Here is a 23,606-nt window from a genome sequence, read left to right on the forward strand (position 1 = left end):
CTCAAATTACGTATAAAGACGTGACCGCATACGGTCACGCCTTTTTTTTGTCGTTTGTCCTTCATATTATCCAGGCCCTGATTCATAGGTGTAAACATAACGATACAATATCGCGTGTAACATGTTACTGAATCTGGAGGGATTACTTAATGACCAAAGGACAACAACCAAATGAGAAACCAATGCTTATCCCGCAACCCATTCGCAGTGATGGCGCCGGTGGACCTGATCTGGGACCCAGAGATGTGATGAGAGATAGACAGAACCCCGATATGCTGGTACCTCCAGCAACCGATAACGGGTTATTGCCCAATCTGAGAATGTCTTTTTCCGATACCCATATGCAATTGAACCATGGGGGTTGGTCACGTGAGATCACCGTACGGGATCTCCCTATTGCCACTACACTCGCTGGTGTGAACATGAGTTTGACACCCGGAGGTGTACGGGAGTTGCATTGGCATCAGCAATCCGAATGGGCCTATATGATCTGGGGAACGGCTAGAATCACCTCGGTAGATCAGAACGGACGTAATTTTATTGCCGATGTTGGGCCTGGCGATCTCTGGTTTTTCCCAAAAGGTCTGCCCCATTCCATTCAAGGACTGGAAGATGGTTGTGAATTTCTGCTTGTGTTTGATGACGGGTCCTTCTCCGATCTGAATACGTTATCCATATCCGACTGGTTTGCTCATACACCACCAGAGGTATTGTCTGTCAATTTCGGCGTACCCGAATCTGCTTTTCAGTCCATGCCGAAGGAACAGGTTTATATTTTCCAGGATACTGTCCCGGGTTCCATCGAGAGCCAGGAAGTTCAATCCCCATACGGTACCGTTCCTCTTACATTCAAACACCGATTGCTGGCCCAAGAACCGCTCATTACACCTGGCGGAAGTGTACGGATTGTCGATTCCACCAACTTCCCCATCTCAACTACCGTTGCAGCCGCCCTCGTTGAGATCCGACCTGGCGCCATGCGTGAACTGCACTGGCATCCCAATGCAGATGAATGGCAATACTATCTAACAGGCCAAGGAAGAATGACCGTCTTTGGAGGCAATGGCATTGCTCGCACATTTGATTATCGGGCTGGAGATGTCGGATATGTTCCCGTAGCAATGGGACACTATATACAGAATACCGGCACAGACACTTTATGGTTTTTGGAAATATTCCGAAGTGATCGGTTCGAAGATGTATCGCTGAATCAGTGGATGGCGTTAACCCCTCGGGATCTGGTCCGTGACAATCTGAATGCACCGCCTGAGTTGCTCGATGCCTTGCGTAAAGTGAAATGGCCTGTCGTTTAATTTAGTATTCACCTCTATCATTTGTGCTAAAAAAGGGTAATTGTCAGAGAATCCCACTATACAAGGAGGAATATGAAGATGAGAGCCGTTACGTTTCAGGGAATAAAGGACATTCAAGTCAAAGAGGTTGAAGATCCTGTACTGCAACAGAAGGATGATATTATCGTTCGTATTACTTCCACAGCCATATGTGGATCCGATTTGCATATTTATCAGGGAGCTCTGCCTGCTGCCAAAGATTACGTTATCGGTCATGAACCGATGGGCATTGTAGAAGAAGTAGGTCCGGAAGTGACACGTGTGAAGAAGGGGGACCGAGTGGTCCTGCCTTTTAACATCGCTTGTGGTGAATGCTTCTATTGTAATCATGACATGGAGAGCCAGTGTGATCATTCCAATGGAAATCCGGATATTCATACAGGTGGTTATTTTGGGTTCACCGAACGCTACGGAAATCACCCCGGAGGTCAGGCAGAATTATTGCGTGTTCCCTACGGGAACTTCACTCCGTTTGTGATTCCGGAATCCTGTGAACTGGAGGATGAAGCTTTATTGTTCCTGTCCGATGTTCTTCCAACCGCTTACTGGAGTGTAGAGAACGCCGGGGTTAAACCGGGAGATACAGTCACTGTACTCGGAAGTGGCCCCATTGGGCTGATGACGCAGAAGTTCGCCTGGATGAAAGGTGCCAAACGTGTTATTGCTGTGGATCGCCTGCCCTATCGACTGGAGAAAGCCAAACGTTTGAATGACGCAGAGATCTTTAATTTCGAAGATTACGATGATATGGGTGAGCACATTCGTGAGATTACACAAGGCGGGACGGACATTGTTATCGACTGTGTAGGTATGGATGGTAAAAAGAACATGCTGGAAGAAATCGGGCAGAAGCTGAAACTTCATGGCGGTTCACTGAGTGCGATTGAAATAGGCATGAAAGCGATCCGCAAATTCGGCACACTCCAACTTACGGGTGTATATGGCTCTTCCTACAACATGTTCCCATTAGGCAATCTGTTTGAACGCAATATCAACCTTAAAATGGGACAAGCTCCTGTTATACATTACATGCCTGAATTGTTTCGCAAAATCACGGCTGGTGAATTTGATCCAACCGAGATCATCTCCCATCGGATTTCTCTGGAAAATGCAAGCGATGCATATCGCATTTTCAACGATCACGAAGACGAATGTACCAAAGTTATACTAAAACCCTGAACTGTCGCTTTGAATATAAATATGCAAAATAAAACAAGCAGATCTACCTGTTCAAGGTACTCTGCTTGTTTTATTTTATCGACACCTAATCAGACATGAGTAGGTTTAATCGCTTGGATATACACACTTTCTCCTTGGAAGCTGTCGAGCTTCCCATTTGTTGTCACTTCAAAATTAAAAAATTTTCGGATGATGGACGGTGCACTCAACATGCTTGCTTCAAGTTCCCCTCTCTCCCGTTCCGGCAGTGCTGCACGGTTACACCATTCTTCAAATTTAAAACGCTTCTGGAAGGAAATCATCGTTTCCATTCGGAAGCCCGCATACTCCAGCATATGAATCCATTCCGTCTTACGCCACGCTCGAACATGGCTTGCATCCCGGCACTTCTCCACTTCATTGTAAAACTGGTCATTCTCATCACGTTCAGGTGCCACGTTGTCAATAAATAACAACCTTCCACCGGGCTTCATCACTCTTAATGCCTCATGAACAAACAAAGAAACGTCCGGAAAATGGTGAGCAGCGATTCGGCAAGTTACAATGTCAAAGGAATCATCGTCGAATGGCAGCTTCTCTGCATCCCCTACTACAAAATCTACATTATCGTGTCCATTCCCCTGGATAAATGTTTCAGCTGCCTGAAGCATTTCTTCCGTTAGATCGAGGGCTGTCACCCGCTGAACAAGTGGAGCCAGTGCATTCGCAACATGCCCTCCACCAGTGGCAATATCCAGCACGTTCATATCCGGAGTGGCTTGAGATGACGCCACAAGCAATGCGAGATCCTCACCTTTGGCATGCCCCGCACTCGTCACGTATTTTCCTGCATTTTCAGCAAACTGCTTTTGCACCTGACTTTTGATTACATCAGACATTCTAATTCCTCCTGCATGAGTTTCATCAGACAAAACATAGTTTCAAAATATAATTATATTATTTATTTTACCACACATAAATGTAAAAGCTAAATAAGCATTTTACACAAATCCGGAGGCCACTTTCCACTACGCGACGAAAAAGCTGAAATAAAAAAACATCCCCCGAGTGAATTTCACCCAGGAGATGTTACTTGTATTTGTTACTTCACAAGCGTTAGTGACTTCTTCCACAGTCCCAGAATCAGACCGGAAATCACGGAACCAATCGCAACAGCGAGCAGGAACAATAATGCGTGGTTCGCCAGTGCTGCAACAAAAATCCCGCCATGCGGAGCTGGTACATTAATGTGCCACAGTTGTGTCAATCCGCCAGCAACAGCGGAACCCAGAATACAAGAAGTTAATACACGCAATGGATCAGCCGCAGCAAATGGAATTGCACCTTCTGTAATGAAAGAGAATCCAAGTACATAGTTAGTCAGGCCTGATTTGCGTTCTTGCTCTGTAAATTTGGATTTGAAGAATGTTGTTGCAAGTGCAATCGCCAGAGGAGGCACCATACCGCCTGCCATTACCGCTGCCATCCATGCACCGTCTGTGTTACCACTGGATGTGAATACGCCGATAGCGAACGTGTAAGCCGCTTTGTTGAACGGTCCACCCATATCAATGGACATCATACCGCCAAGCAGCAAGCCCAGCAATACCGCATTACCTGTACCCAGATTACCAAGTGCATCTACAAGCCATGTGTTCAGGGAACCAAAGATTGGATCAAAGACGTAGAAACTGATTGCACCCACGATCAGCAAGCCGAATACCGGGTACAGCAAGATTGGTTTCAAGCCATCAATTGCTTTTGGCAATCCTTTGAACAACTTACGAAGACCAATAACGACATAACCCGCCAGGAAACCGGCTGCCAAACCACCAAGGAAACCGGCGTTTGAGTTAACTGCCATCAATCCACCGACCATACCAGGCATCAGGGCTGGGCGATCACCAATACTCATCGCGATAAATCCGGCAAGTACCGGAATCAGGAAGTGGAATGCACCTGTTCCGCCACCAATCGTTTGAAGCAGCTGTACAATCGGATTTTCAGGACTAGCAATCTGCTCAAACAAGAAGGAGATTGCAAGCAGGATACCGCCACCTACAACAAATGGCAGCATATGCGAGATACCATTCATCAGATCTTTATAGATTTTGCTACCTACACTGATCTTGCCCTCGCTTGCACCATCTTCCTTGGCATTTCCGCCTTGGCTGCGATAGATCGGTGCATCGCCGTTAACGGCCTTGCGAATCAGCTCTTCGGGTTTGCGTATTCCATCACTCACCGGTCTTTGCAATACCGGTTTGCCATCGAAACGTGCCATCTCTACATTCTTGTCTGCGGCAACGATAACCCCTTTGGCGCGGGCAATCTCATCAGCCGTCAAAACATTCTGTGCTCCTTCGGAACCGTTCGTCTCTACACGAATATTGATGCCCATTTCCTGAGCTTTCTTTTTAAGTGCATCTTCAGCCATAAACGTATGAGCTATCCCTGTTGGACAGGCTGTAACCGCAACAACAAAATCCTCCGAATTGGCATTACCTACAATCACACCAGAAGTACTCTGTTGCTGACCAGTAGTAGAAGCGGATGCGGCATTTGCTTCTTTTTCAGCTTTTGCTTTTTCTTTGGCTGCTTCCTTCTCAGCTGCTTCTGCCTGTTTGGCATCAAACAATGCACTAACTTCCGCAGGTGTGTCTGTACTCATCAACTGTGAGATGAAATCGCTATCAATCAACAGCCTGGAAAGAGCGGCAAGGGTACGCAGATGGGTATTACCTGCTCCTTCTGGAGCTGCAATCATAAAGAACACATGAGCTGGCTGATCATCCAGCGCTTCAAAATCAAGCCCTTTTCTACTCTTGGCAAATACAACCGTTGGTTCATTCACTGCTGTTGTCTTGGCATGTGGCATAGCAATTCCGCCACCGATACCCGTGCTGGATTCAGCTTCTCTTTTATAGATCATTTCCTTGAACAGGACCGGATCATTAATACGTCCGCTTCGGCTCAGGCTTGCAATGAGTTCATCAATAGCCTCATCTTTGGTTGTGGCTTGCAGGTCCATGATCATCGTTTCCTGGATCATCAAGTCTGTTATTCTCATCTCGGTACACTCCCTTAAGTTCAGTCGGCCTGCATGGGCAGGCCTCATTACATTACAATTACAATGAAAACCTTTTATATGACCGTTAGACTAGATCGTCGTAATGGTTACTTGATTGCGCAATTCATCAATCAATTCACGTGTTGCCAGATCATCCGAGAACGCAGTCGCGCTTCCAGATGCAACCCCTGTGCGGAAAGCTTCAAGCAGATCACCGCTCTGTACATAGGTACCTACAAATCCGCCAATCATGGAGTCACCGGCACCAACCGAGTTTTTCACAGTACCTTTTGGCACACTTGCATGATGAACTTCCGCTTTGGTAATGAATAGTGCACCCTCACCTGCCATCGAGATCAACACATGTTTGGCACCGGCTTCCAGCAACTTACGTCCGTATAACACCAGTTCCTCGCGGGTATCAATCGTTACACCGAACAGTTCAGCTAGTTCATGATGATTCGGCTTCACCAGCAATGGTGCATGTTCCAGAGCTTCCATTAGCGCAGGGCCCGTTGTATCAATCACAAATTCGGCACCCGTTTGCTTGCAGACTTTAATGAGACGATCATAAAAATCCGTTCCAAGTGACGGGGGGACGCTTCCGGAGAGAATGACAATATCTCCTTTGTGTAATGAAGACAATTTGTGAAGCAACTGCTCTGCCTCTTCTGCACGTATTGCCGGTCCAAGACCATTAATCTCTGTCTCTTCTCCATGCTTCAACTTGATGTTAATGCGAGTATCGTCGGCAATCGTGACAAAGTCTGTCCGGATGTTATCTTCTTGCAACCTGTCATTAATGAAACGTCCCGTAAATCCACCAAGGAAACCAATAGCCGTGTTATCTGCTCCAAGTTGATTCAGTATGCGAGAGACATTAATACCCTTGCCTCCAGGGAGCTTCAAATCCCGATTCATTCGATTCAGTCCACCAAGCTTCAGCTCATCCACTTCCACGATGTAATCAATGGACGGGTTAAGTGTTATCGTATATATCATCGTTATCCCTCAATTATTTTAGTTTTCTGGGCGATTCCAGGCCGCCAGTGTTCTGGCATCTGCTCGGTAATCAAATCGGCCTCCTCCAAATCAAACAATTTGGCAAAAGTAATTTCCCCTATTTTGCTGGAATCAGCCAGCACATAAGATTTTCCCGACAATTGATGTGCACGCCTTTTAATCAAGGCTTCCTCCGGATCCGGTGTTGTATACCCCATTTCGGGGTCAACTCCGTTGCTTCCAAGAAAACATTTATCAAAACGGAAATTATCCATGTTCTGTAATGCGATACTGCCAATGACCGCTTTTGTATGAATTTTCATCATACCTCCGAGCAAGTAACTGCGAATACGCTTGCTTACCAAAGCTTCCACATGAGAAAGTCCATTGGTAACCACCGTTACGTCCTTAGCTTCAATAAAAGGAATCATGGCTAACGTTGTCGTTCCTGCATCCAGATAAATGCATTCGCCATTTTCGATCTCCTGTGCAGCCAAACGGGCAATCGTTGTTTTTTGTTGAATGTTTTTGAACGTTTTTTCTTCCATACCCGGTTCCAGCGTTTTTTCGTTCACCAGGGCGGCACCGCCGTGGATGCGTTTGAGCATCTGACGACTCTCCAGATCGATCAAGTCACGCCTAATCGTTGATTCAGAAGCACCTAACACATCAACAAGCTCTTGCAATTTCACAATCCCCTGTACATGTAAGCGCTCTATAATTGCAGCATATCGTTCTTCAGTCAGCATCTTCATTCCTCCAACTGCTTCTATAGTATCATAATCTCCTCAAAAAACAACCACTTTCATTCAAAATAATTTAAAAACCTTCAAAAGAATGCATCTTTCGACTTATTTTCTTGTCTAATTGTCCCTTCCCCAGCTACTGAACACGCATCCTCTCGTATCTCCATTAAAAATCCTGCAGCGTCCAGCGCTTGATGCGCAGCGTTGCAGGATTTTGCTTTTCACGGGAATCTCATGACGTTTATGACTCTACAAGCATTACATCCGGTTTGGGTTTAAGCCATTTGCCATCCTCATTAATAAACGCCCCCTTGAAGCGGCCCATCTCCAATTGTTCGATCAGCCTCTCCTCGTCCATGACCAGAATATCAGCGAGCTGCCCAGAGGTGTAATAATGAGCGGGATTGTAATCGAGCAGCACAGGAACAGATGTATCATATAGTTCTTTGATCAGGTTCTCAAATGAATGCCGACCCAGGTTCTCCATATCTCTATAAAACTGCAAATGTTGGGACACCATATTACGGAAGGATTTATTCTCCAGATGCATCCACAACGTATTGCAGGCCTGAACACTCATATGATTTTGTTCCACATCAAAATACTGCACTTCTTCAATCTTCATGTATTTCTCCTGAAATGCAACGATCTTAATCAAAGGTACATTTCGTTTACGTGACGCTTTCTTCAAATGGGCTCTAAATTGTTCATAGTTCATTTCATTCATCTATTATCCCTGCCTTTAACATGTTCCAACCGACATTTTACAACAAATTAAAGGCAAGTGTAACCTTCATCATGTGAAAAACAAAAAAACGTGCAGCATCAGATGCCACACGTTCACAATCTTATGGAGTGCGATTACTCAGCGAGGGCACCCGTTTTCACCCACGTAGCCGTAAATTCCTGTTCTTCATACTTATAGAACTGTTGTAAAATAACCTCCCGATCATCGAGGAACAATTGATCTGCTATAGCAGTGACCAGTTTGGGCACCGCACTCTTGGTCCCCGATATGGCCGATGCCGACAGACCGCAGCTGGCAAGTGCAGAGTAATTAAACACAAACAGTCCGTGCAACGGTTTCTCACCCTGTTCACTTCTGCTGGTCATTGCAAACCCGGAACTCAGATACGGATGTGCATCCAGCAGTGCATTGCGATGCTCTGGCGGAGCCTGATAACAGTCCTCCCAGCGCGCGATGTATGGCTCTACGAGCCTCAGTTCAGGGCGGAGTGCCGGATCACTGAGAAGCCCTGTACTAATAATCAGAAAATCAAACGTAAATGCCCCCTGTGCCGTATGCACAATTGCGCCTTGGTCCGTCGCCTCTACACTCAGCCAAGGCGAGTTCAGATGCAGTTCGAATCCAGGCCAGGCTGCCGCACGATTAAACGTATCGTTAGTTGGAGGTTGATTGAATTTGAAGAAATGAGAGATCACTTCATATTTATCAGCAACCGGAAGAGCGTGGTATCGCTCAATCATACCGGATTGCTCCATCTGACGAATAGGATTAACACTCGGCAGTTGTTCCCGTCGTACAAATACATGAGCTTCCGCCACACCTGTGGCAAGGGCATAACTCGCATTATCAAAAGCTGAAGCGCCACCGCCAAGCACTGCAACCCTTTTACCTTTTAACCGTTCAAAATCAATTGCTTCCGACGTATGGGCATACAGTTCCCGAGGTAATCGATCAGCAATCATGGAAGGTACATGCCACTCTCCACCACCTTGTATTCCCGTAGCAAGGACAACTTTGCGAGCAAGTATGACATCCATCTGAGTTCCTGCCTTGTTCACATGAAGTCGATGGATTCCGTTCTCTATTGGCTCCACAAGTGTCAATTTCACCTCATTAAGCACAGGCAGATTCAGCACTTCCCGATACCAGCGCAAATAATTCATCCAGTCTCCACGCGGGATCTTGTCTACCTCTTCCCAACCTTCGCGCCCAACCTGCGCTTCCCACCATGAACGAAAAGTTAAGGAGGGGATTCCCAGATCGATGGAAGTCAGATGCTTGGGGGTACGCAAAGTAACCATACGCGCATAAGTCTCCCAAGGTCCTTCAAGCCCTGATGTATTCTCGTCAATGACGACAATATTGGAGATCCGTTCCCGAAGAAGTCCAAATGCCGCCCCTAATCCACTCTGTCCCCCGCCCACAATGACTACATCATAGACATGACCATCTGCATGTTCTCTTGGACGTACCCAATTGGAGCCACCAAATGACAAATAATCCAGATCATTTTTCACACGTTCATTCAAAGCTTCCAGGCTCATGATTCCTCAACCCTTTCGAGATACATATGTGAACTAGTCTTTCTTTAATTATTCATGTTAGTTTGTTGTCAGTTGTATTGAGCATAATTGTGCTTTTACCTTGTGTTGCTGAGATATATTAGCGTTATTATATGTGTAAACGGGGATGAATTGAAGTTGGCGTCAGATTTATTGTCATCACCACTAAAAATAACTGACATGCTTGTTAATCTTCACGAAAGACCTAACGGAAGGGTACCTTCCTCTTCTGATATGCTTGCTTTTAGACGGTAGAGTTGCAGAAAACAAAAAAAAGACAGACCAAGATGTAACCTTGGTCTGTCTTATTAAAGGAATGCTATTGGCCGGCCTGTTCACGGCGCTGCAATTTTTCATTGGTTAATTTCTCAGGGGTCACATCATGACCCAGTGGGTCCACAACGGATACTGCCAGCATGGTTGTCAGTACCTGACCTCGAATAGCCTGCAAATATTGTTTTCTAAGCTCGTGCTGCTCGCTTTGTTCTGCTTTTGTCAAACCAACGCTGCTGCGCTGCTTTCGACTTAATTCGTTAATGCGTCCCAAAATAGGAATCATGAAATCCACCTCACTTGTTAGTCCACTTTCCAAAAGATATTTCGAATATCTTCAAACTAACTTATTACAATTTTACGAATTTGTCCATAGGCTCCATCCGTCGGGAAGTTTTCAGGTAATCTCATGCACGTATAGAACAGTCCAATCACATCTACAGCATTCAATGCCACTTCTACCGCCAAAGTAACTGTACCGCTTCCCAGCACTGCCCGCTGTGTCAGTAGTGTAATGACTACATCAGGTATCGCTTCGTAGTTATTAATCAATCAATTACATCTATCCAAAAAAATATATTCCTTCTAAATGGATAATAATTCTAACAGCATAGCCAGTCGATATAAACTCATGCAGATGGACATCCTATACAGACTACGTTCCTTATGTACCGGGATATTACCGCTAGAATCAGCAACATTTTCTAACCTGTTGCAAAATCATAAAAGGCATGATATATTAATTGAGCCATCAATGATTGAGGCATCAACTATTGATACATCAATGATCGAGAGCATCCAAATAATCATTAGGCAATGGCATTGTATACTGCAACTTTCATTATTGGTTAACATACGCCGTTGTTCATGATTCAGATTCACCCGGGAGGTCTAGTCATGACACGTATTGTTTCCAAAGAAGAACAAATCATCAATCTGTTGAACGTGCTGGGTAACAAAATCAGTCCCAAGTTCGAACGCTGTACAGGGATCAGTTCCTCTCGCTTTGAAATTCTGCATGAGCTGGATCAGGTAGATGAGATTAACCAATCCATGCTGCAGAAAATCATTAACATTGATAGTGCTGCGATTACACGCCACTTGAAACAGCTTGAGGCGGACCTGATGGTTACAAGACGCAAGAACCCCGAAGATAATCGGGTAACTTTTGTTCGTCTGACGGACCACGGTCGGAAGCAGATTGAAGGCTACAAAGCAGAGAAGACCAATTTTATCAACCAGATTTTACAGGATTTCAGTGAAGACGAAGTTCAGGCACTCGCCGATTTCCTGGAACGTATGCAAAACAATTTCTAAACCCATATATAGAGGAGAGATTCATTCATGAGTACAATTCAAAGCAAATTCCAAAAAACCAATGATTTTAACGAAATTACCTACGGTCGCCGTTCCGTTAAGCTTTACGATCCTGAGGTGAAAATCAGCCGTGAAGAAATGACTGAGATTCTGGCGGAAGCTTCCCGTGCACCATCTTCAATCAATATGCAACCATGGCGTTTCCTGGTTGTGGATACAGCAGAAGGCAAAGAAAAGCTTGCTCCTCTTGCCAAGTTCAATCAAAACCAGGTTCTGACTTCCGCAGCTGTTATTGGTGTATTTATCGATATGAACAATGCTGAATATTTGGAAGAGATTTTTGGTAAAGCTGTAGAGCATGGTTATATGCCAGAAGAAGTTAAGAATGCCCAAATCAATGTGGTTAAACCTTATTATGAGAACATTCCTGCTTCCGCTCTTCGCGACGTTAACCTGATTGACGCAGGTCTTGCTTCCATGCAGTTGATGCTCGCTGCACGTGCCCATGGTTATGATACCAATCCAATTGGTGGTTACGAAAAAGATCAAATTGCTGAAACATTCGGCATGGATAAAGAGCGTTATCAACCGGTGATGCTGATCTCGATCGGTAAATCAGCCAAAGAAGGTCACCCATCCTACCGTCTGCCTGTAGAAACCATCACAACTTGGGCATAATAACAGGAACGCTTTCCCTGTAAGCTACGATTATATTGGTCAATAAGCATACATTCTTCATACATTCCAAACAACACAATATGGAGGTTACACATTATGATTATCATTCACGCTCATTTGCAAGTTAAAGCAGACCAAGAACAAGCATTCCTCGCAGCTGCGAAAGAACTGATCGCTGCAACACGTCAAGAAGAAGGCAACATCAGCTATGACCTGGTAAAAAGCACGGAACGCGAACAACAATACACGATGATCGAGCTGTGGAAAGATGAAGCTGCTACAGCATCCCATAACACAAGCACACATTTCCAAGCTTTTGTACAACAAGCAGCAGCATTTATGGCCGCTCCCATGAACGTTGAAGTATTTGCTGGAGAACAAGTGAAAGCATAATAGCAGAACGGTTGCCATGCGTATCTCGCATGTGGAGAAGCTGCTCTTGGTCATAAGACCGAGGGCAGCTTTTTAGTTTCCTTTTTGAAAATATGTTCACATCAGATTCACGATGACTTGGTGTTCAACTACACGATCCGGGCGGGAGTGATACTTTGCGGATTGTTAAACACATTTTTGGGATCATACTTGGCTTTGACTCTCCGCAGTCTCGCATAGTTGGCTCCATAGTACACCGGACCGGAATTTTTGATCCCTTGGTCTGGAACGTTGATATAGGAACCGACAATGTATGGTTGCAATTTCTTGCGAGTATTACGAGCGAGTGCGATATTTTTGGCGGCATGGGATGGTTTGAGCCACGTACTGGTCCATTCCACATAGAACTTCTCTTTACGCCAGAAGAAGGCGGTTGATCTAGGTGATTTGCGACTTACTGCTCCGCCCCAGTTGAGGAAATAGAAGCCGCCTGGCCCCTCTTCCAAGTTCTCCAAAAATGCGCGCATCGATTTGATGGCTTTGTCAGGGAATGGTTTCTGTCCAAAACCGGACGAGAACTGGTTGCTATACCGTTGAGTCTCGGTCGGATCAGGTTGTAATAAGAACTTCACAACTTCCGTGTAAGGTAACAAACGAACAACGGAGCTCGTCGGTTTGCCAACACTCGTAATTGGCTGCAATAACCGGAGAGCCTCTGTTTTAGAGCCTAAGAACAGCCCTTCCATAAGGACATTGCCACCCTTTTTCGGTCCGATGGACAACTCGCTGCCCAATCTCGTATCAACTGAGGGAGCCCATCTCTGCCAAACTTTAAGTACCTCTTCGAATTGAGACCATGGCCAGGTGATTTTAAATACAGTAGCCTTTGCTGGAGCACGGCGCACTTTGAATTTGTAACGGGTGTATACTCCGAAGTTACCACCGCCTCCTCCCCGCGAGGCCCAAAAGAGATCCGAATTACGATTTTTATTGGCCCGAATCACTTTTCCTTTGGCGTCCACCATCTCTACCTCAAGCAGGTTATCACTGATGAGACCAATGGTACGTTGGAGAGGCCCAATACCCCCACCCAATGTAATTCCACCGATCCCGACAGTAGGGCTGTCACCAAAAGGAGCTATGAAACCTTGTTTGGCAAGGGTATTCGCAATTCTTCCCACGCGGTTTCCTGTTCCAACAACAACCGTTCCATTTTTTTTATCAAGTTTGATGGAATTCAGATCACTCACATCAATCACGATACCACCATTCACTTGGGAAAGATTCACTTCCAGTGCGTGTCTGCCACTCCGCGGACGAATCGGAACATTATTCTCACGAGCCCATCGGATCGCGTTGGATACATCCTTCGTCCGTTGGGCAAAAACAAAAACTTTGGGAAATCTGTCCGTATGCGGGTCCCAGTTCTTCCGCGCCGCTTCATATCCTGGATCACCTTTGTAAATAACCCGTCCGGTAAGCTTGGTTGATGATTTCACACATCCCACTCCCTGCTGAATAATTGTCCTACAGCCTCTGCTGCATCAAGCACTTTATACTGTATGACGGACATTCGCGGAGGGAATGGGCTAGTGCCTTAATTTCGAGGTTAGTGTCTCAGAGCAAGCAAAAAGGAATTTCCCTTTCAGGCCACAGACAGCCTTGAGGAAAATCCCTTTCATGTTGTTGAACTAGTCTTTGCTCAAATCAGAATCAATTCTGATTAACTTGCGCGCTTCCTGTTCTTTTTCACCATACCAGACGAGCACATCGGCAAACAAATCCATGATGCGAATAAAGTTCTGCTTGTCCGCATCCGAAATCTGATCTGCATACTTGAAAATCTCATCAAAGCATAGCTCCCTTACAAATTCGGTGTACTTCGCATATACCTCGCGACCTTTTGCCGAAGGTTTGACGTATATGTCTTTCCGGTTGCCGCTTAAATGAAATTTTTCGAGCAGACCTTTTTCCGTCAGATTCTTCACGTTCTTGGAAAAAGTACTTCGGCTTACGCCCAAACGTGCGGCCATTTCCGACATCTTCTCTTCCTTCTCCTCGGCTTCCAGAATGTATTCCAGCGTCTGAATCTGTGAAGCCGAGAACATCATGTCTGTACCATAACTTCGCTGCAGCTTATAGGTGTTTGAGTACGCATTACCGTATTTGATAATTTTCTCAATCAGTGCCCGATGGTCGCCCATCCAATCTAATTTCATGAGTAATCCCTTTCATATTCAGTTTCTCTCTCTTACTCTACTGAAATCAGATCCGTTTTTCAATCCATGTCATTGCTTCTTCAATAACATCATCACGAGTCGTTTCATTAAATATCTCATGCATCAGATGAGCATAGATTTTGAGTGTTTTATCCGTTGAAGCGATATCCCCGTAAAAGTCACGAGAATCCTTTTCGCTAACTAATCCGTCATTCGCTCCATGCAAAACAAACACGGGATCTGTAAACTGTTTAGCGTTCTCCTTGAGCCATGTTATGCCATATCCCAGACTGTTAAATAAATCTACAGAGATCTGCTTTTCCACCAGCGGGTCATTTGCGTAAGCGGATACAACTTCAGGATCGCTGCATACACCGCTGCCCAGTTCATTCGGGAAATACGTGCCTGTAGGAAGATCCATCGGCAGTTCTCCGGCAACTTTTGTATTGTAACGAGTGAGCGCTCCGGATAACACGATGCCTTTAACCTTACCAGGATATTTCGTTCCAAAGGATGAGGTTGCAAAGCCGCCCATACTATGTCCGATCACAAACAGCGGAAGATCACCGCTCTCTTGCAATGCGCTTTCCACCACAACGTTGACATCCTCTATAATCTGATGGAAATCACTGTAGAACGCACGCTGTCCTTCGGATCTGGCATGACCGCGATGGTCAAACCGATATACGTTAAACCCGCGCTGGCTCAGCTTCTCTGTCACATAATCATAGCGCCCTGCATGCTCAGCAAGTCCGTGTACAATAACGACAGCGGCTTTTGCATTTTCCACTGTATCCTTGCTGAAATAAAGCTGTGTACCGTCAAAGGATTTGATTGTTGTTTCAATTTTAGTCATATGATTTTCCATCCCTCTCACTACGCTCAAGCACCAGACAATTCTTTAGCACAGGGCGTTTTTTAGTATACTCACGAATGAAGTCCTTGTAATACCCAATAGAATGAAAGAAACATATTATATCCAATAAGAACAATATAGTTTCTTATAGAAACAATATTAGCACCATCGGTCCCCCTTGTCTATATATAATTAGAGCGCTTACAAAAAAAGTATATCCTACCTTTGATATCATCCCTAATCTACTGTATCAGGTTGATTTACAGCTTCATGCGCGGGGACTAAGCTAGGCAATTGCTATATGAACATTCCATGCGAAAAAACGCCATCACATTACGTGACTTCATTCTCTACCACCCTGTAAACAACGGCTTAGGACCCACATGCGTAGGAAAGAGTGGCAGCACTTCCTCAGCCAATTCCTGAATCACATCTGAAGTTGGCCGACTCGAAAAATGAATGCCTAGTGCAGCGTGATTAACACCCACCGCTCTCCATTCCTCCAAAAGTTGAATCAGACCTGCTCGTCCTGTACGCAATATGTATCCGCCTCGAAGCGGTGTTCGTGGATAATTAACATCTTCCACCAGATCTATCCATTCGTTCGTCATATGCGGCTTGAACATGCCATTAGGTATTTTCTCGCGCCAGGCATTAATCTTACGTCCGAGCATGCGAGGACCGGAGTCATTAGCCGTCGCTTCGGGATAGGTAAGCCAGCCATCACTGTGCTCTGCGATCCAATCTAAAGACTGCCTGCTTGAACCCGTCACAACGAGCGGAATGCCACCGGTTGCGGGCTTCGGGAGCAATTCAAGTCCGCTCATCTGACCAAGCGAAGATTGAATGGCACCAGTTCTATCCTGTATAAGCTCACGGAAAAACTCCACCGTCTCTCGGAATCGCACATCACGATGCTCTCCATTTATCCCATACGCCGGAAACTCAGCAGGACGATCACCTGATGCAATACCTAGTACAAGTCGTCCGCCCGAAAGTACATCAATGGATGCAGCTGCCTTGGCTAAATCAATCGGATGGCGAAGCGTGAAGATCGCACTTCCTGTTACTAGGGAGACGTTTTGGGTTCTTGCAGCAAGGTAGGCCAGATACACAAATGGATCGAATACCTGCCCGGCATCTCCAAATCCAGGCTCAAATAAAGGGACATCTCGCACCCAAACGGCTGCGAAATTTCGTTGATCCATGCTTTCCACGAGGTCAGCTTGACCTTTTAGAACATCCATGTGACCTTTATAGAATTTAAATGGTAAAAACAGCCCAATCGTCAATTGGTCTGGGGCAAACATACGACGGAAACCAGGGTGTTGATTGAAGTTTTCTATCCCTTGTGTTGACGGATTTTCGATTCGTTCCATAACATCTCTAGGTTTGTTCATTCCTTCTCCTCCTAAAACAATCGTATTGCATTATACGGGTATCTTTTTAATTCGACCGGAACTGATATAATTGTAACAATCGATTGACCCCATACGTAGTGACAACTCTCAACAAAATAATAGGGTCAGTTTGGCAACGAGGAGGATTAGCATGATTGATTTGACATTATTGTTGAACAGAGAGTCTGGAGATCCGTTATACGCTCAGCTTTATCTCTATATTAAGAAAAATATTTTGAACGGAAAGTTACCAGCCGATACCCGACTTCCCTCTATTCGCTCCCTATCGAGCCACCTCCACATAAGCCGTAATACAGTGGATATGGCATATCAACAGTTATTAGCGGAAGGTTATGTCCAGAGCAGACCTAGAAGTGGCTTGTACATAATGGATTTGAAGCTGGAAGCACTGCCCCTATCCAATGTAGTGAGTAAGAATCGGTTGGAAAACCATATTCAGGATAGCCCAGAGATTCGATACGATTTTCGCTATGGTGACGTAGATGCTGAGCATTTTCCATTTGCCACTTGGCGCAGGTTATCCAATCAGAGCTTGCTCCAGAACCAAAGGAAGTTGTTTTCTTATGGCGATCCTCTTGGAGAACCGGGACTTCGATCGGAAATTGCAAATTACCTGCACAGCTCCAGGGGTGTGAATTGTTCACCCGATCAAATTATAATTGGAGCTGGTGTTCAGTATCTGCTCGGTGTGTTATCTGGATTAGTAGGTGACGTTAGTCAGGGTATCGCGATGGAAGACCCGGGATATGACGGTGTCCGGACGGTTTTTCAACATAAAGGTCTAAACATTCACCCTATTCCGTTAGAAGCAGATGGACTTCATATCCATAAGTTATATGAAAGCAACGCCCGCATCGTCTACATTACACCGTCACATCAGTTCCCCTATGGCATGGTCATGCCACTCGCCAAGAGAATGCAATTACTGAAATGGGCAACAGACCAGGATGGGATCATTATTGAGGACGATTACGATAGCGAGTTCAGATATGTCGGCAAACCGATCCCTTCCCTGCAGAGCCTCGATGCCCAACAGCGAACCGTGTACCTGGGGACATTTTCAAAGTGCCTATTTCCTTCATTACGTATTGCATATATGGTTCTACCACAGACCATGTTAGAGCTACACCGTAAACAAGACTACAGATTATATGATCAAACGGTCTCTCATTTTCAGCAGAACACCTTAGAGTTGTTTATGAGTAATGGACATTGGGAAGCCCACATTCGCAAGATGCGAAAAGTGTACCGACAAAAGCAATCCACACTGATCTCAACAATTCAGCAACGAATGGGCTCTAAGGTTACAATCATTGGTCAGGATGCAGGACTTCATATTTTATTGCGTGTACATAACGGAATGGATGAACAGAAGCTGATTCGTACTGCTGAGAAGGAAGGCGTTCGGGTCTACCCGGTATCCTCCTTTTGGGCACAACAAGCTCAAGCGGAGAAATCTATGGTTCAGATTGGTTTTGGTGGATTGAGTATTGAGGATATTACAGAAGGCGTATATGCCCTTCACCGGGCTTGGTTTGGGGTATGTTAAGAATCAATTTCACATAGAAAAAACCCGCAAAACACTCAAAAATCCTTGTGTTAAGCGGGTTCTTTGCATATGAAACCTGGAATCATCTACATTTCTTATTTTATATTCTCCAACTCATTCATCTCATCAACAGCCGTTTTACCAGCAATACGTCCAAACGTAAAGATGTCTGTCAAAGCATTACCACCCAAACGGTTACCTGCATGTATACCTCCTGCAACTTCCCCGGCGGCATACAGATGTGCAATGGGCTGACCCTTTTCGTCCAATACACGGGTTTGGGTATCGATCTTGATACCGCCCATCGTATGGTGAACGGCAGGTTTTCTAGGCGTAGCGTAAAATGGAGCCTTCTCGACTTTTAAGCTAAACGTATCCTTATGGAACTCCGGATCAAACCCCGCATCCACATAAGAGTTATACTTATCAATCGTAGTTCTAAGAGTTTCTGGATCCATCTTGATTTTCACTGCCAGCTCTTCGATCGTATCCGCTCTAAACAGAGTACCTGCTTCGACTTGGCGATCTATCTTTTCCTGGCTGGTGTTCGCTGCGGTTTTCTTGATCTCATCATCAGCGATGAGGTAAAATAAACTCCCTTGCTCAATAGCCGCTTTGGTTAAGACATCTCGGCCAGAGAATTCGTTAACGAATCGTTCTCCCTTTTTGTTAACAATGACAAAGTTTTCAGGAGGGACTTGCAGTCCACTGAAGAGTTCGCCCGTCTCCGGATCGGCTACAGGCATCATTTGAGTGAAGCCCATGCCTGTCAGTGCCGCTCCTGCGCTCTTACCAAGCGATATTCCATCACCTGTCATCGCGTAAGAATTCGTTGTTTTGATATCATCCTCAATATGGCTCCAGTAGGTGTTATACTCCTTGAGCATCTGTGTATTTGCACCAAAACCGCCGCTGGCAAGCACAACCGCTTTGGCATGAACCGTGATTTTCTGACCATTGACACCCGTTGCAATCACACCTGCAATTTTGCCATCTTCGATAATCAGTTGTTTGACCGGAGTGTCTGTAATGATTTGTCCGCCATTCTCTTCTACATATTTGCTAAGCGCAATGATAAAGGCAGAACCATAACTTTTGACAGGTTTATGACCACGGCGCCAAAGGGCACCCACCGGAGCAAACACGATGCTTTTATCGTATTCAACACCGATATCCTCAAGCCATTGCACACTTTCCAAGGCACGGTCTGTAAGTACTTTGACCAGATCATATTGTCCATAGATCATGTTGCCATTCAGGTCCGTACGTTTTCCTCCAAAATAGGTTTGCATTCTGTGCAGCAGTGGGGAGTCGAATAGATACGCTTTTTCTGATCCGAACTTGTCCTGATACGCTGCAAACTCTTCTTGTAGTGCATGAAAATCATCGATATATTCCGGATGAACCTGGCTCTCATCCGTACTTAATAAATTCTCAATCGTTTGTCTTTCTCCTGGGTTCTCACTAAACTGTTGTTGCCATATTGGATCTGCTGCATTGACAGGACCACCTGAACGGATCGTGTTCCCCCCAACAGCAGGGTATTTTTCAAGAACAATCGCACTTGCTCCCTGTTGTAAAGCAGTAGCAGCAGCACTTAGTCCGGCACCACCGCCACCTACAACGACCACATCACAAGTGTACTCCTCGTCGTCCTTCATCTGGCTGCTCTCAGGTTTTGCACGTCTTTTCAGGATGTCCGGGTTCACTCCGGCAAGCTTAACCGCCTTGGCTACACCGTTGATGACAGCGTTACTGGTTTCAGAAGCACCTGAGAGTGCATCCACATTGAGCGTCTGTCCTTCGATAATTTTATTCGGAATCCTTACAAAAACAACATCGGCGATCCCTTCGGTTTCCCCCTTGGCATCGATATCAATACGCTCAATCCGATTTTCACTAAAAGATACCTTCATCGGCAGATTGCCGCTGTGACCTATCGCATTAACCTCATATACACCCGGTTTATAGGTGAACTCCTCTTCTTCATTAAGCTGATTTGAAATTTTGGCGAAGCGCAGGAAGCGCAGGAAACATACCTCCAGGAAATCAATTGTTCCGTCACTGTTCAGCTTACCTGATTCGTCAAATGCTTTATGTGCACTTCCAAGTAAAAACTCATATCCTGGCATCACATTAGCTTCAACACCTGGTGCATCCAGGATCTGACGAAGATGTAGCTGTGCACGCGAAGAGCCTTGTGTTGCCTGTGACGCACCAATGATCATCACGGGTTTGCCAGCAAGCGGATGGATTTCAAAGCTCAACCATTCAAGAATGCTTTTAAGGGATGAAGGGATGGAATGGTTATATTCTGGAGTCGCAATAATGACACCATCACTTGCACTAATTTTCTTATTAAACGTTTGTATGATTTCACTGTTCGTTTGGTTATCGGATTGATTAAACATCGGAACATCTGTAATTTCAAGGATTTCAATGGTTGCTCTGGATTCAAAATGTCCTTTCATGAACTGGAGAAGCTTGCGATTGTACGATTTCTTAGCATTTGTACCCACGATCGCTATGATTTTCATTATGATTAGCCCCCTACTCCTGCCAGGAAAATTTTTTCGTTTTTCTTTTCAACGTTCTTTTGGAAAGTAGCTCCCTAGTGATCTCCGTAAACAAAACAAACTCTCTGAAGATTTCTTCCAGCTCCGCTACTTTCGCAGCATCAATGAGTTTACCACCGGTATCAAATGCACTCTGCGATTTTCCCAGAAGAAACTCGCTGCTAGGCATCATTCTTGCACCCAGCTCAGGCGAATCCAGAATTTGTTTAAGATGCGCTTGCGCTCTGGAAGAACCAAGTGAACCGTGTGAAGCACCCACGATTAGAACAGGTTTGTCCTTCAAGGTTTGAGTGGTGTAGCTGATCCATTCCAGCGCACTTTTCAGAACGGCAGGGATGGCATGATCATATTCCGGGGTGGCGATAATGACACCATGAGCTTCGGCAATTCGATCCGATAGGTCTTTTACCTTTTCAGGAATATCAACCTCAGCATCCTCTATATCCTCTTTTTCAATAAAAGCAGGCAAATCCTTGATTTCGTATAAATCAATCTTGGCCTCGCTCGAGAAATGCTTTTGCATAAATTGAAGCAGCATGCGGTTCGTTGACACATCCGAATTTGTGCCCACAATAGCTAAATAATTCATCGTAATCCCCCTTCTGTCATTCGAAATGATATTCGTACATGTCAGACTCGTTCTTTCGGCATAACTCTAACATATGAATGATAGATTGATCTAATAGTTATTCATTGCAGTTTCATAACCAATTTGTTATAATCAGCTCAAATTTAAAGTTTGTTATTTTTTTCACAAAGGATGAGAGACATGTCCAAATTAGAATCTCAGGATATCTTATGTTACATCGACAGCCTCTTGAAATACAGCAACTATAGCAGGGCCGCACAATCCCTTTACATATCTCAGCCCTACCTCACAAAGGTGATCAAGAAAATTGAAATTGAGTTGGGCTGTGAGTTAATCACTCGCAACAAACTTCCTTACCGATTAACCGAGCAAGGAAAAATATATTATCAATACTTAACTTCACTCGAAAACAGCTACGCCAAGCTTATGAGGGAAATCTCATATGTATCGGATGTCAGCAATAAGGTGTTACGGATCGGGATTCTTCCCAGCCTTGGTTCCTATTTAACACCCCTTTTTTTACCGGATTTTCTGGAGCTTCATCCTGCTTGTTCAATAAACCTTGTTGAGGATCTACCGGAGAAAAACGAGAAGCGCCTCCAAAATAATGAGTTGGACTTCTGGATTGGTCAAAATTCGAGCAGTATATCCCCAAACGTGAACTTCGTTAGCTGGGGCAGGCACAGTTACCGGGCGGTTATTCCACGTTGCTGTGAATTATATCAGAAGGATGTTGCAGTGATTCCGGAGGGAACTTTTGATATCAGCACCATTTTGAATCAAAGGCTCATTCTAACGTCCAAAGGCTCTGCGATCCGGAAACAGATTGATCAATTACTTAGTGTATACAAGATACAACCCAACATCGTGATGGAAAGTAACGAGATCCGAACGGTATTAAACCTTGCAAAACATAATATGGGCGTGACCATTGTACCTGAAAGTGTGCATATCGAGGAGCGTGCCTCGGAATACAACATCTATCCCCTTCCGATTGATAAGATCAGTTTGGATTATTTTATAGCTCATCATGGAGAAAGAAAGCTGACTAGCGTTGATCATGACCTTATCCATACTTTTCTGAATCATGGACAACAATGTGCAGTGTAGGAGGCAGTTATGAACACTTTTACGAAAACGATCCCTCTTATGGGAACTAAAATATCCCTCTATATCGAGGGGACAGATGCTGAAGAACTCGCTCAGGAAGCAGCGGACATGTTGTTCCGTTATGAGAAAGTCTTTAGTGCCAACAGTGATCACTCACAGCTTGCTGTGCTTAAAAGAGAAGCCGCAACATATCCGCTCAACGTAGACAAGGAACTGTACGATCTCATCAAAATAGGCAAAGAACACAGTATGAACGAAGATTCTTTTTTGAATATTGCGATAGGTCCCTTAATTAAGTTGTGGAGAATTGGTTTCCGTGAGGCACAGGTGCCCCATGATGCAGATATTAAAGCGGTGCTGGAGCTGTTGAATCCGGAGCATATACAGCTTGATGATGAGCAGCAAACCGTACATTTATTAAAAAAGGGCATGGAGATCGACCTTGGAGCTATCGCTAAAGGTTATTTTGCCGATCAAGTGATGGCATTTTTCAAGAACAATGGAGCTAGCTCTGCTATGGTTGATATGGGCGGAAATGTGCTTGTTCATGGCGATTCCCCCTCCGGTTCCAGTCACTGGAAGGTTGGAATACAGAATCCTTTTTTACCCAGAGGCAATGCAGCCGCACTCGTTAGTATCAGGGAACAATCCGTCGTGACCTCCGGCATCTATGAGCGAGTTTTAGAGAAGGAAGGAACGCAGTACCATCATATATTCAACAGTAAAACAGGATATCCCATCCAAAGTAATATTGCTTCGTTAACGATTATTGCGGATAGATCGCTGGACTGTGATACCTATACAACAGAATTGTTTGGGTTAGATGCGGTCTCGATTATTCATAAAGTAAATCAAATAAAACATATCGAGGCTGCCGTAATTACAACTGAAGGGGACCTGGCGTACACCGAGAATCTTAGGGGAAAAATCCATCCGATATCAATCTAAAGTGATGAGAACGTTGATGCTAGTAAAGGTATGCAAAAAAAACGTTACCACAAGAAGTGG

General features: G+C 44.9%; 22 protein-coding genes. 8 read left to right on the forward strand and 14 right to left on the reverse strand.

The genetic code is table 11. From position 1 onward, the window contains the following. Nucleotides 1-149: 149 nt before the first annotated feature. Entirely contained in the window at nucleotides 150-1,313 is a 1,164-nt protein-coding gene (locus ACE3K2_RS26855) for an oxalate decarboxylase family bicupin (RefSeq protein ID WP_091032333.1), read from the forward strand. Between the two features lie 78 nt (nucleotides 1,314-1,391). Beyond that, entirely contained in the window at nucleotides 1,392-2,531 is a 1,140-nt protein-coding gene (locus tag ACE3K2_RS26860; RefSeq protein WP_421897328.1) for a zinc-dependent alcohol dehydrogenase, read from the forward strand. An 89-nt stretch (nucleotides 2,532-2,620) separates the two neighbouring features. On the opposite strand, the gene ACE3K2_RS26865 is transcribed toward ACE3K2_RS26860, so the two are convergent. The 8 genes from ACE3K2_RS26865 to ACE3K2_RS26900 form a co-directional block, all read right to left on the reverse strand. Continuing rightward, nucleotides 2,621-3,409 carry a class I SAM-dependent methyltransferase gene (locus ACE3K2_RS26865; protein WP_421897331.1) on the reverse strand — a complete coding sequence of 263 codons (789 nt, stop codon included), beginning with the start codon at nucleotides 3,407-3,409 and terminating at the stop codon, nucleotides 2,621-2,623. A 203-nt stretch (nucleotides 3,410-3,612) separates the two neighbouring features. Further along, complete coding sequence (locus ACE3K2_RS26870; protein WP_421897333.1) at nucleotides 3,613-5,580, reverse strand: PTS fructose transporter subunit IIABC; 1,968 nt, start codon at nucleotides 5,578-5,580, stop codon at nucleotides 3,613-3,615. 90 nt (nucleotides 5,581-5,670) lie between these two features. Beyond that, nucleotides 5,671-6,582, reverse strand: coding sequence for a 1-phosphofructokinase (gene pfkB / locus ACE3K2_RS26875; protein WP_421897335.1), 912 nt, complete (start codon nucleotides 6,580-6,582; stop codon nucleotides 5,671-5,673). A 2-nt stretch (nucleotides 6,583-6,584) separates the two neighbouring features. Then, nucleotides 6,585-7,331: a DeoR/GlpR family DNA-binding transcription regulator gene (locus tag ACE3K2_RS26880; RefSeq protein ID WP_342572478.1), complete on the reverse strand. Its 747-nt coding sequence runs from the start codon at nucleotides 7,329-7,331 to the stop codon at nucleotides 6,585-6,587. 238 nt (nucleotides 7,332-7,569) lie between these two features. After that, a complete protein-coding gene (locus ACE3K2_RS26885; RefSeq protein WP_421897337.1) occupies nucleotides 7,570-8,055 on the reverse strand; it encodes a hypothetical protein in 486 nt (161 codons plus the stop codon). A gap of 134 nt (nucleotides 8,056-8,189) precedes the next feature. Next, nucleotides 8,190-9,620: an NAD(P)-binding domain-containing protein gene (locus ACE3K2_RS26890; RefSeq protein WP_421897340.1), complete on the reverse strand. Its 1,431-nt coding sequence runs from the start codon at nucleotides 9,618-9,620 to the stop codon at nucleotides 8,190-8,192. Between the two features lie 337 nt (nucleotides 9,621-9,957). After that, nucleotides 9,958-10,197, reverse strand: a complete 240-nt coding sequence (locus tag ACE3K2_RS26895) for a DUF896 domain-containing protein (protein WP_036670038.1) — start codon at nucleotides 10,195-10,197, stop codon at nucleotides 9,958-9,960. Between the two features lie 56 nt (nucleotides 10,198-10,253). After that, nucleotides 10,254-10,463, reverse strand: a complete 210-nt coding sequence (locus ACE3K2_RS26900; RefSeq protein WP_421897343.1) for a hypothetical protein — start codon at nucleotides 10,461-10,463, stop codon at nucleotides 10,254-10,256. A gap of 345 nt (nucleotides 10,464-10,808) precedes the next feature. Between ACE3K2_RS26900 and ACE3K2_RS26905 the strand changes: the two genes are divergently transcribed. From ACE3K2_RS26905 to ACE3K2_RS26915, 3 genes are all read left to right on the forward strand, one after another. Further along, entirely contained in the window at nucleotides 10,809-11,228 is a 420-nt protein-coding gene (locus ACE3K2_RS26905) for a MarR family winged helix-turn-helix transcriptional regulator (protein ID WP_253433129.1), read from the forward strand. A gap of 27 nt (nucleotides 11,229-11,255) precedes the next feature. Further along, a complete protein-coding gene (locus tag ACE3K2_RS26910) occupies nucleotides 11,256-11,906 on the forward strand; it encodes a nitroreductase family protein (RefSeq protein WP_421897346.1) in 651 nt (216 codons plus the stop codon). Between the two features lie 96 nt (nucleotides 11,907-12,002). Continuing rightward, a complete protein-coding gene (locus ACE3K2_RS26915; RefSeq protein WP_421897350.1) occupies nucleotides 12,003-12,299 on the forward strand; it encodes a putative quinol monooxygenase in 297 nt (98 codons plus the stop codon). Nucleotides 12,300-12,427: 128 nt separating this feature from the next. Here the strand turns inward: ACE3K2_RS26915 and ACE3K2_RS26920 are convergent, their stop codons facing one another. The 4 genes from ACE3K2_RS26920 to ACE3K2_RS26935 form a co-directional block, all read right to left on the reverse strand. Beyond that, nucleotides 12,428-13,777, reverse strand: a complete 1,350-nt coding sequence (locus ACE3K2_RS26920; protein WP_339784820.1) for an FAD-binding oxidoreductase — start codon at nucleotides 13,775-13,777, stop codon at nucleotides 12,428-12,430. A 192-nt stretch (nucleotides 13,778-13,969) separates the two neighbouring features. Continuing rightward, entirely contained in the window at nucleotides 13,970-14,497 is a 528-nt protein-coding gene (locus ACE3K2_RS26925) for a MarR family winged helix-turn-helix transcriptional regulator (protein WP_421897353.1), read from the reverse strand. Between the two features lie 46 nt (nucleotides 14,498-14,543). Continuing rightward, nucleotides 14,544-15,353, reverse strand: a complete 810-nt coding sequence (locus ACE3K2_RS26930; RefSeq protein ID WP_421897356.1) for an alpha/beta hydrolase — start codon at nucleotides 15,351-15,353, stop codon at nucleotides 14,544-14,546. A 350-nt stretch (nucleotides 15,354-15,703) separates the two neighbouring features. Continuing rightward, complete coding sequence (locus ACE3K2_RS26935; RefSeq protein WP_421897359.1) at nucleotides 15,704-16,753, reverse strand: LLM class oxidoreductase; 1,050 nt, start codon at nucleotides 16,751-16,753, stop codon at nucleotides 15,704-15,706. Nucleotides 16,754-16,904: 151 nt separating this feature from the next. Between ACE3K2_RS26935 and ACE3K2_RS26940 the strand changes: the two genes are divergently transcribed. Further along, nucleotides 16,905-18,323, forward strand: coding sequence for a PLP-dependent aminotransferase family protein (locus tag ACE3K2_RS26940; protein WP_421897362.1), 1,419 nt, complete (start codon nucleotides 16,905-16,907; stop codon nucleotides 18,321-18,323). A gap of 95 nt (nucleotides 18,324-18,418) precedes the next feature. On the opposite strand, the gene ACE3K2_RS26945 is transcribed toward ACE3K2_RS26940, so the two are convergent. Beyond that, the gene (locus tag ACE3K2_RS26945; protein ID WP_421897364.1) at nucleotides 18,419-20,860 is read right to left on the reverse strand and encodes a flavocytochrome c; all 2,442 of its coding nucleotides are present in this window, start codon (nucleotides 20,858-20,860) and stop codon (nucleotides 18,419-18,421) included. Nucleotides 20,861-20,873: 13 nt separating this feature from the next. Next, entirely contained in the window at nucleotides 20,874-21,488 is a 615-nt protein-coding gene (locus ACE3K2_RS26950; protein ID WP_421897367.1) for an NADPH-dependent FMN reductase, read from the reverse strand. 180 nt (nucleotides 21,489-21,668) lie between these two features. Here ACE3K2_RS26950 and ACE3K2_RS26955 point away from each other — a divergent pair, with 180 nt between their 5' ends. Continuing rightward, nucleotides 21,669-22,598: a LysR family transcriptional regulator gene (locus ACE3K2_RS26955; RefSeq protein ID WP_421897370.1), complete on the forward strand. Its 930-nt coding sequence runs from the start codon at nucleotides 21,669-21,671 to the stop codon at nucleotides 22,596-22,598. 9 nt (nucleotides 22,599-22,607) lie between these two features. After that, entirely contained in the window at nucleotides 22,608-23,546 is a 939-nt protein-coding gene (locus ACE3K2_RS26960; RefSeq protein WP_421897372.1) for an FAD:protein FMN transferase, read from the forward strand. The last annotated feature ends 60 nt before the right edge of the window (nucleotides 23,547-23,606 follow it).

It is taken from the genome of Paenibacillus sp., from assembly GCF_048976745.1.
GTDB lineage: Bacteria > Bacillota > Bacilli > Paenibacillales > Paenibacillaceae > Paenibacillus.

What these genes read in the sequence shown, in the direction of transcription:
- ACE3K2_RS26870 (WP_421897333.1), bottom strand. Translation starts at nt 5,580, where the DNA reads ATGAGAATAACAGACTTGATGATCCAGGAAACGATGATCATGGACCTG.
- ACE3K2_RS26960 (WP_421897372.1), top strand. Translation starts at nt 22,608, where the DNA reads ATGAACACTTTTACGAAAACGATCCCTCTTATGGGAACTAAAATATCC.
- ACE3K2_RS26895 (WP_036670038.1), bottom strand. Translation starts at nt 10,197, where the DNA reads ATGATTCCTATTTTGGGACGCATTAACGAATTAAGTCGAAAGCAGCGC.
- ACE3K2_RS26915 (WP_421897350.1), top strand. Translation starts at nt 12,003, where the DNA reads ATGATTATCATTCACGCTCATTTGCAAGTTAAAGCAGACCAAGAACAA.
- ACE3K2_RS26910 (WP_421897346.1), top strand. Translation starts at nt 11,256, where the DNA reads ATGAGTACAATTCAAAGCAAATTCCAAAAAACCAATGATTTTAACGAA.
- ACE3K2_RS26890 (WP_421897340.1), bottom strand. Translation starts at nt 9,620, where the DNA reads ATGAGCCTGGAAGCTTTGAATGAACGTGTGAAAAATGATCTGGATTAT.
- pfkB (WP_421897335.1), bottom strand. Translation starts at nt 6,582, where the DNA reads ATGATATATACGATAACACTTAACCCGTCCATTGATTACATCGTGGAA.
- ACE3K2_RS26935 (WP_421897359.1), bottom strand. Translation starts at nt 16,753, where the DNA reads ATGAACAAACCTAGAGATGTTATGGAACGAATCGAAAATCCGTCAACA.
- ACE3K2_RS26925 (WP_421897353.1), bottom strand. Translation starts at nt 14,497, where the DNA reads ATGAAATTAGATTGGATGGGCGACCATCGGGCACTGATTGAGAAAATT.
- ACE3K2_RS26855 (WP_091032333.1), top strand. Translation starts at nt 150, where the DNA reads ATGACCAAAGGACAACAACCAAATGAGAAACCAATGCTTATCCCGCAA.
- ACE3K2_RS26940 (WP_421897362.1), top strand. Translation starts at nt 16,905, where the DNA reads ATGATTGATTTGACATTATTGTTGAACAGAGAGTCTGGAGATCCGTTA.
- ACE3K2_RS26880 (WP_342572478.1), bottom strand. Translation starts at nt 7,331, where the DNA reads ATGCTGACTGAAGAACGATATGCTGCAATTATAGAGCGCTTACATGTA.
- ACE3K2_RS26885 (WP_421897337.1), bottom strand. Translation starts at nt 8,055, where the DNA reads ATGAATGAAATGAACTATGAACAATTTAGAGCCCATTTGAAGAAAGCG.
- ACE3K2_RS26945 (WP_421897364.1), bottom strand. Translation starts at nt 20,860, where the DNA reads ATGAAAATCATAGCGATCGTGGGTACAAATGCTAAGAAATCGTACAAT.
- ACE3K2_RS26865 (WP_421897331.1), bottom strand. Translation starts at nt 3,409, where the DNA reads ATGTCTGATGTAATCAAAAGTCAGGTGCAAAAGCAGTTTGCTGAAAAT.
- ACE3K2_RS26930 (WP_421897356.1), bottom strand. Translation starts at nt 15,353, where the DNA reads ATGACTAAAATTGAAACAACAATCAAATCCTTTGACGGTACACAGCTT.
- ACE3K2_RS26905 (WP_253433129.1), top strand. Translation starts at nt 10,809, where the DNA reads ATGACACGTATTGTTTCCAAAGAAGAACAAATCATCAATCTGTTGAAC.
- ACE3K2_RS26955 (WP_421897370.1), top strand. Translation starts at nt 21,669, where the DNA reads ATGTCCAAATTAGAATCTCAGGATATCTTATGTTACATCGACAGCCTC.
- ACE3K2_RS26860 (WP_421897328.1), top strand. Translation starts at nt 1,392, where the DNA reads ATGAGAGCCGTTACGTTTCAGGGAATAAAGGACATTCAAGTCAAAGAG.
- ACE3K2_RS26950 (WP_421897367.1), bottom strand. Translation starts at nt 21,488, where the DNA reads ATGAATTATTTAGCTATTGTGGGCACAAATTCGGATGTGTCAACGAAC.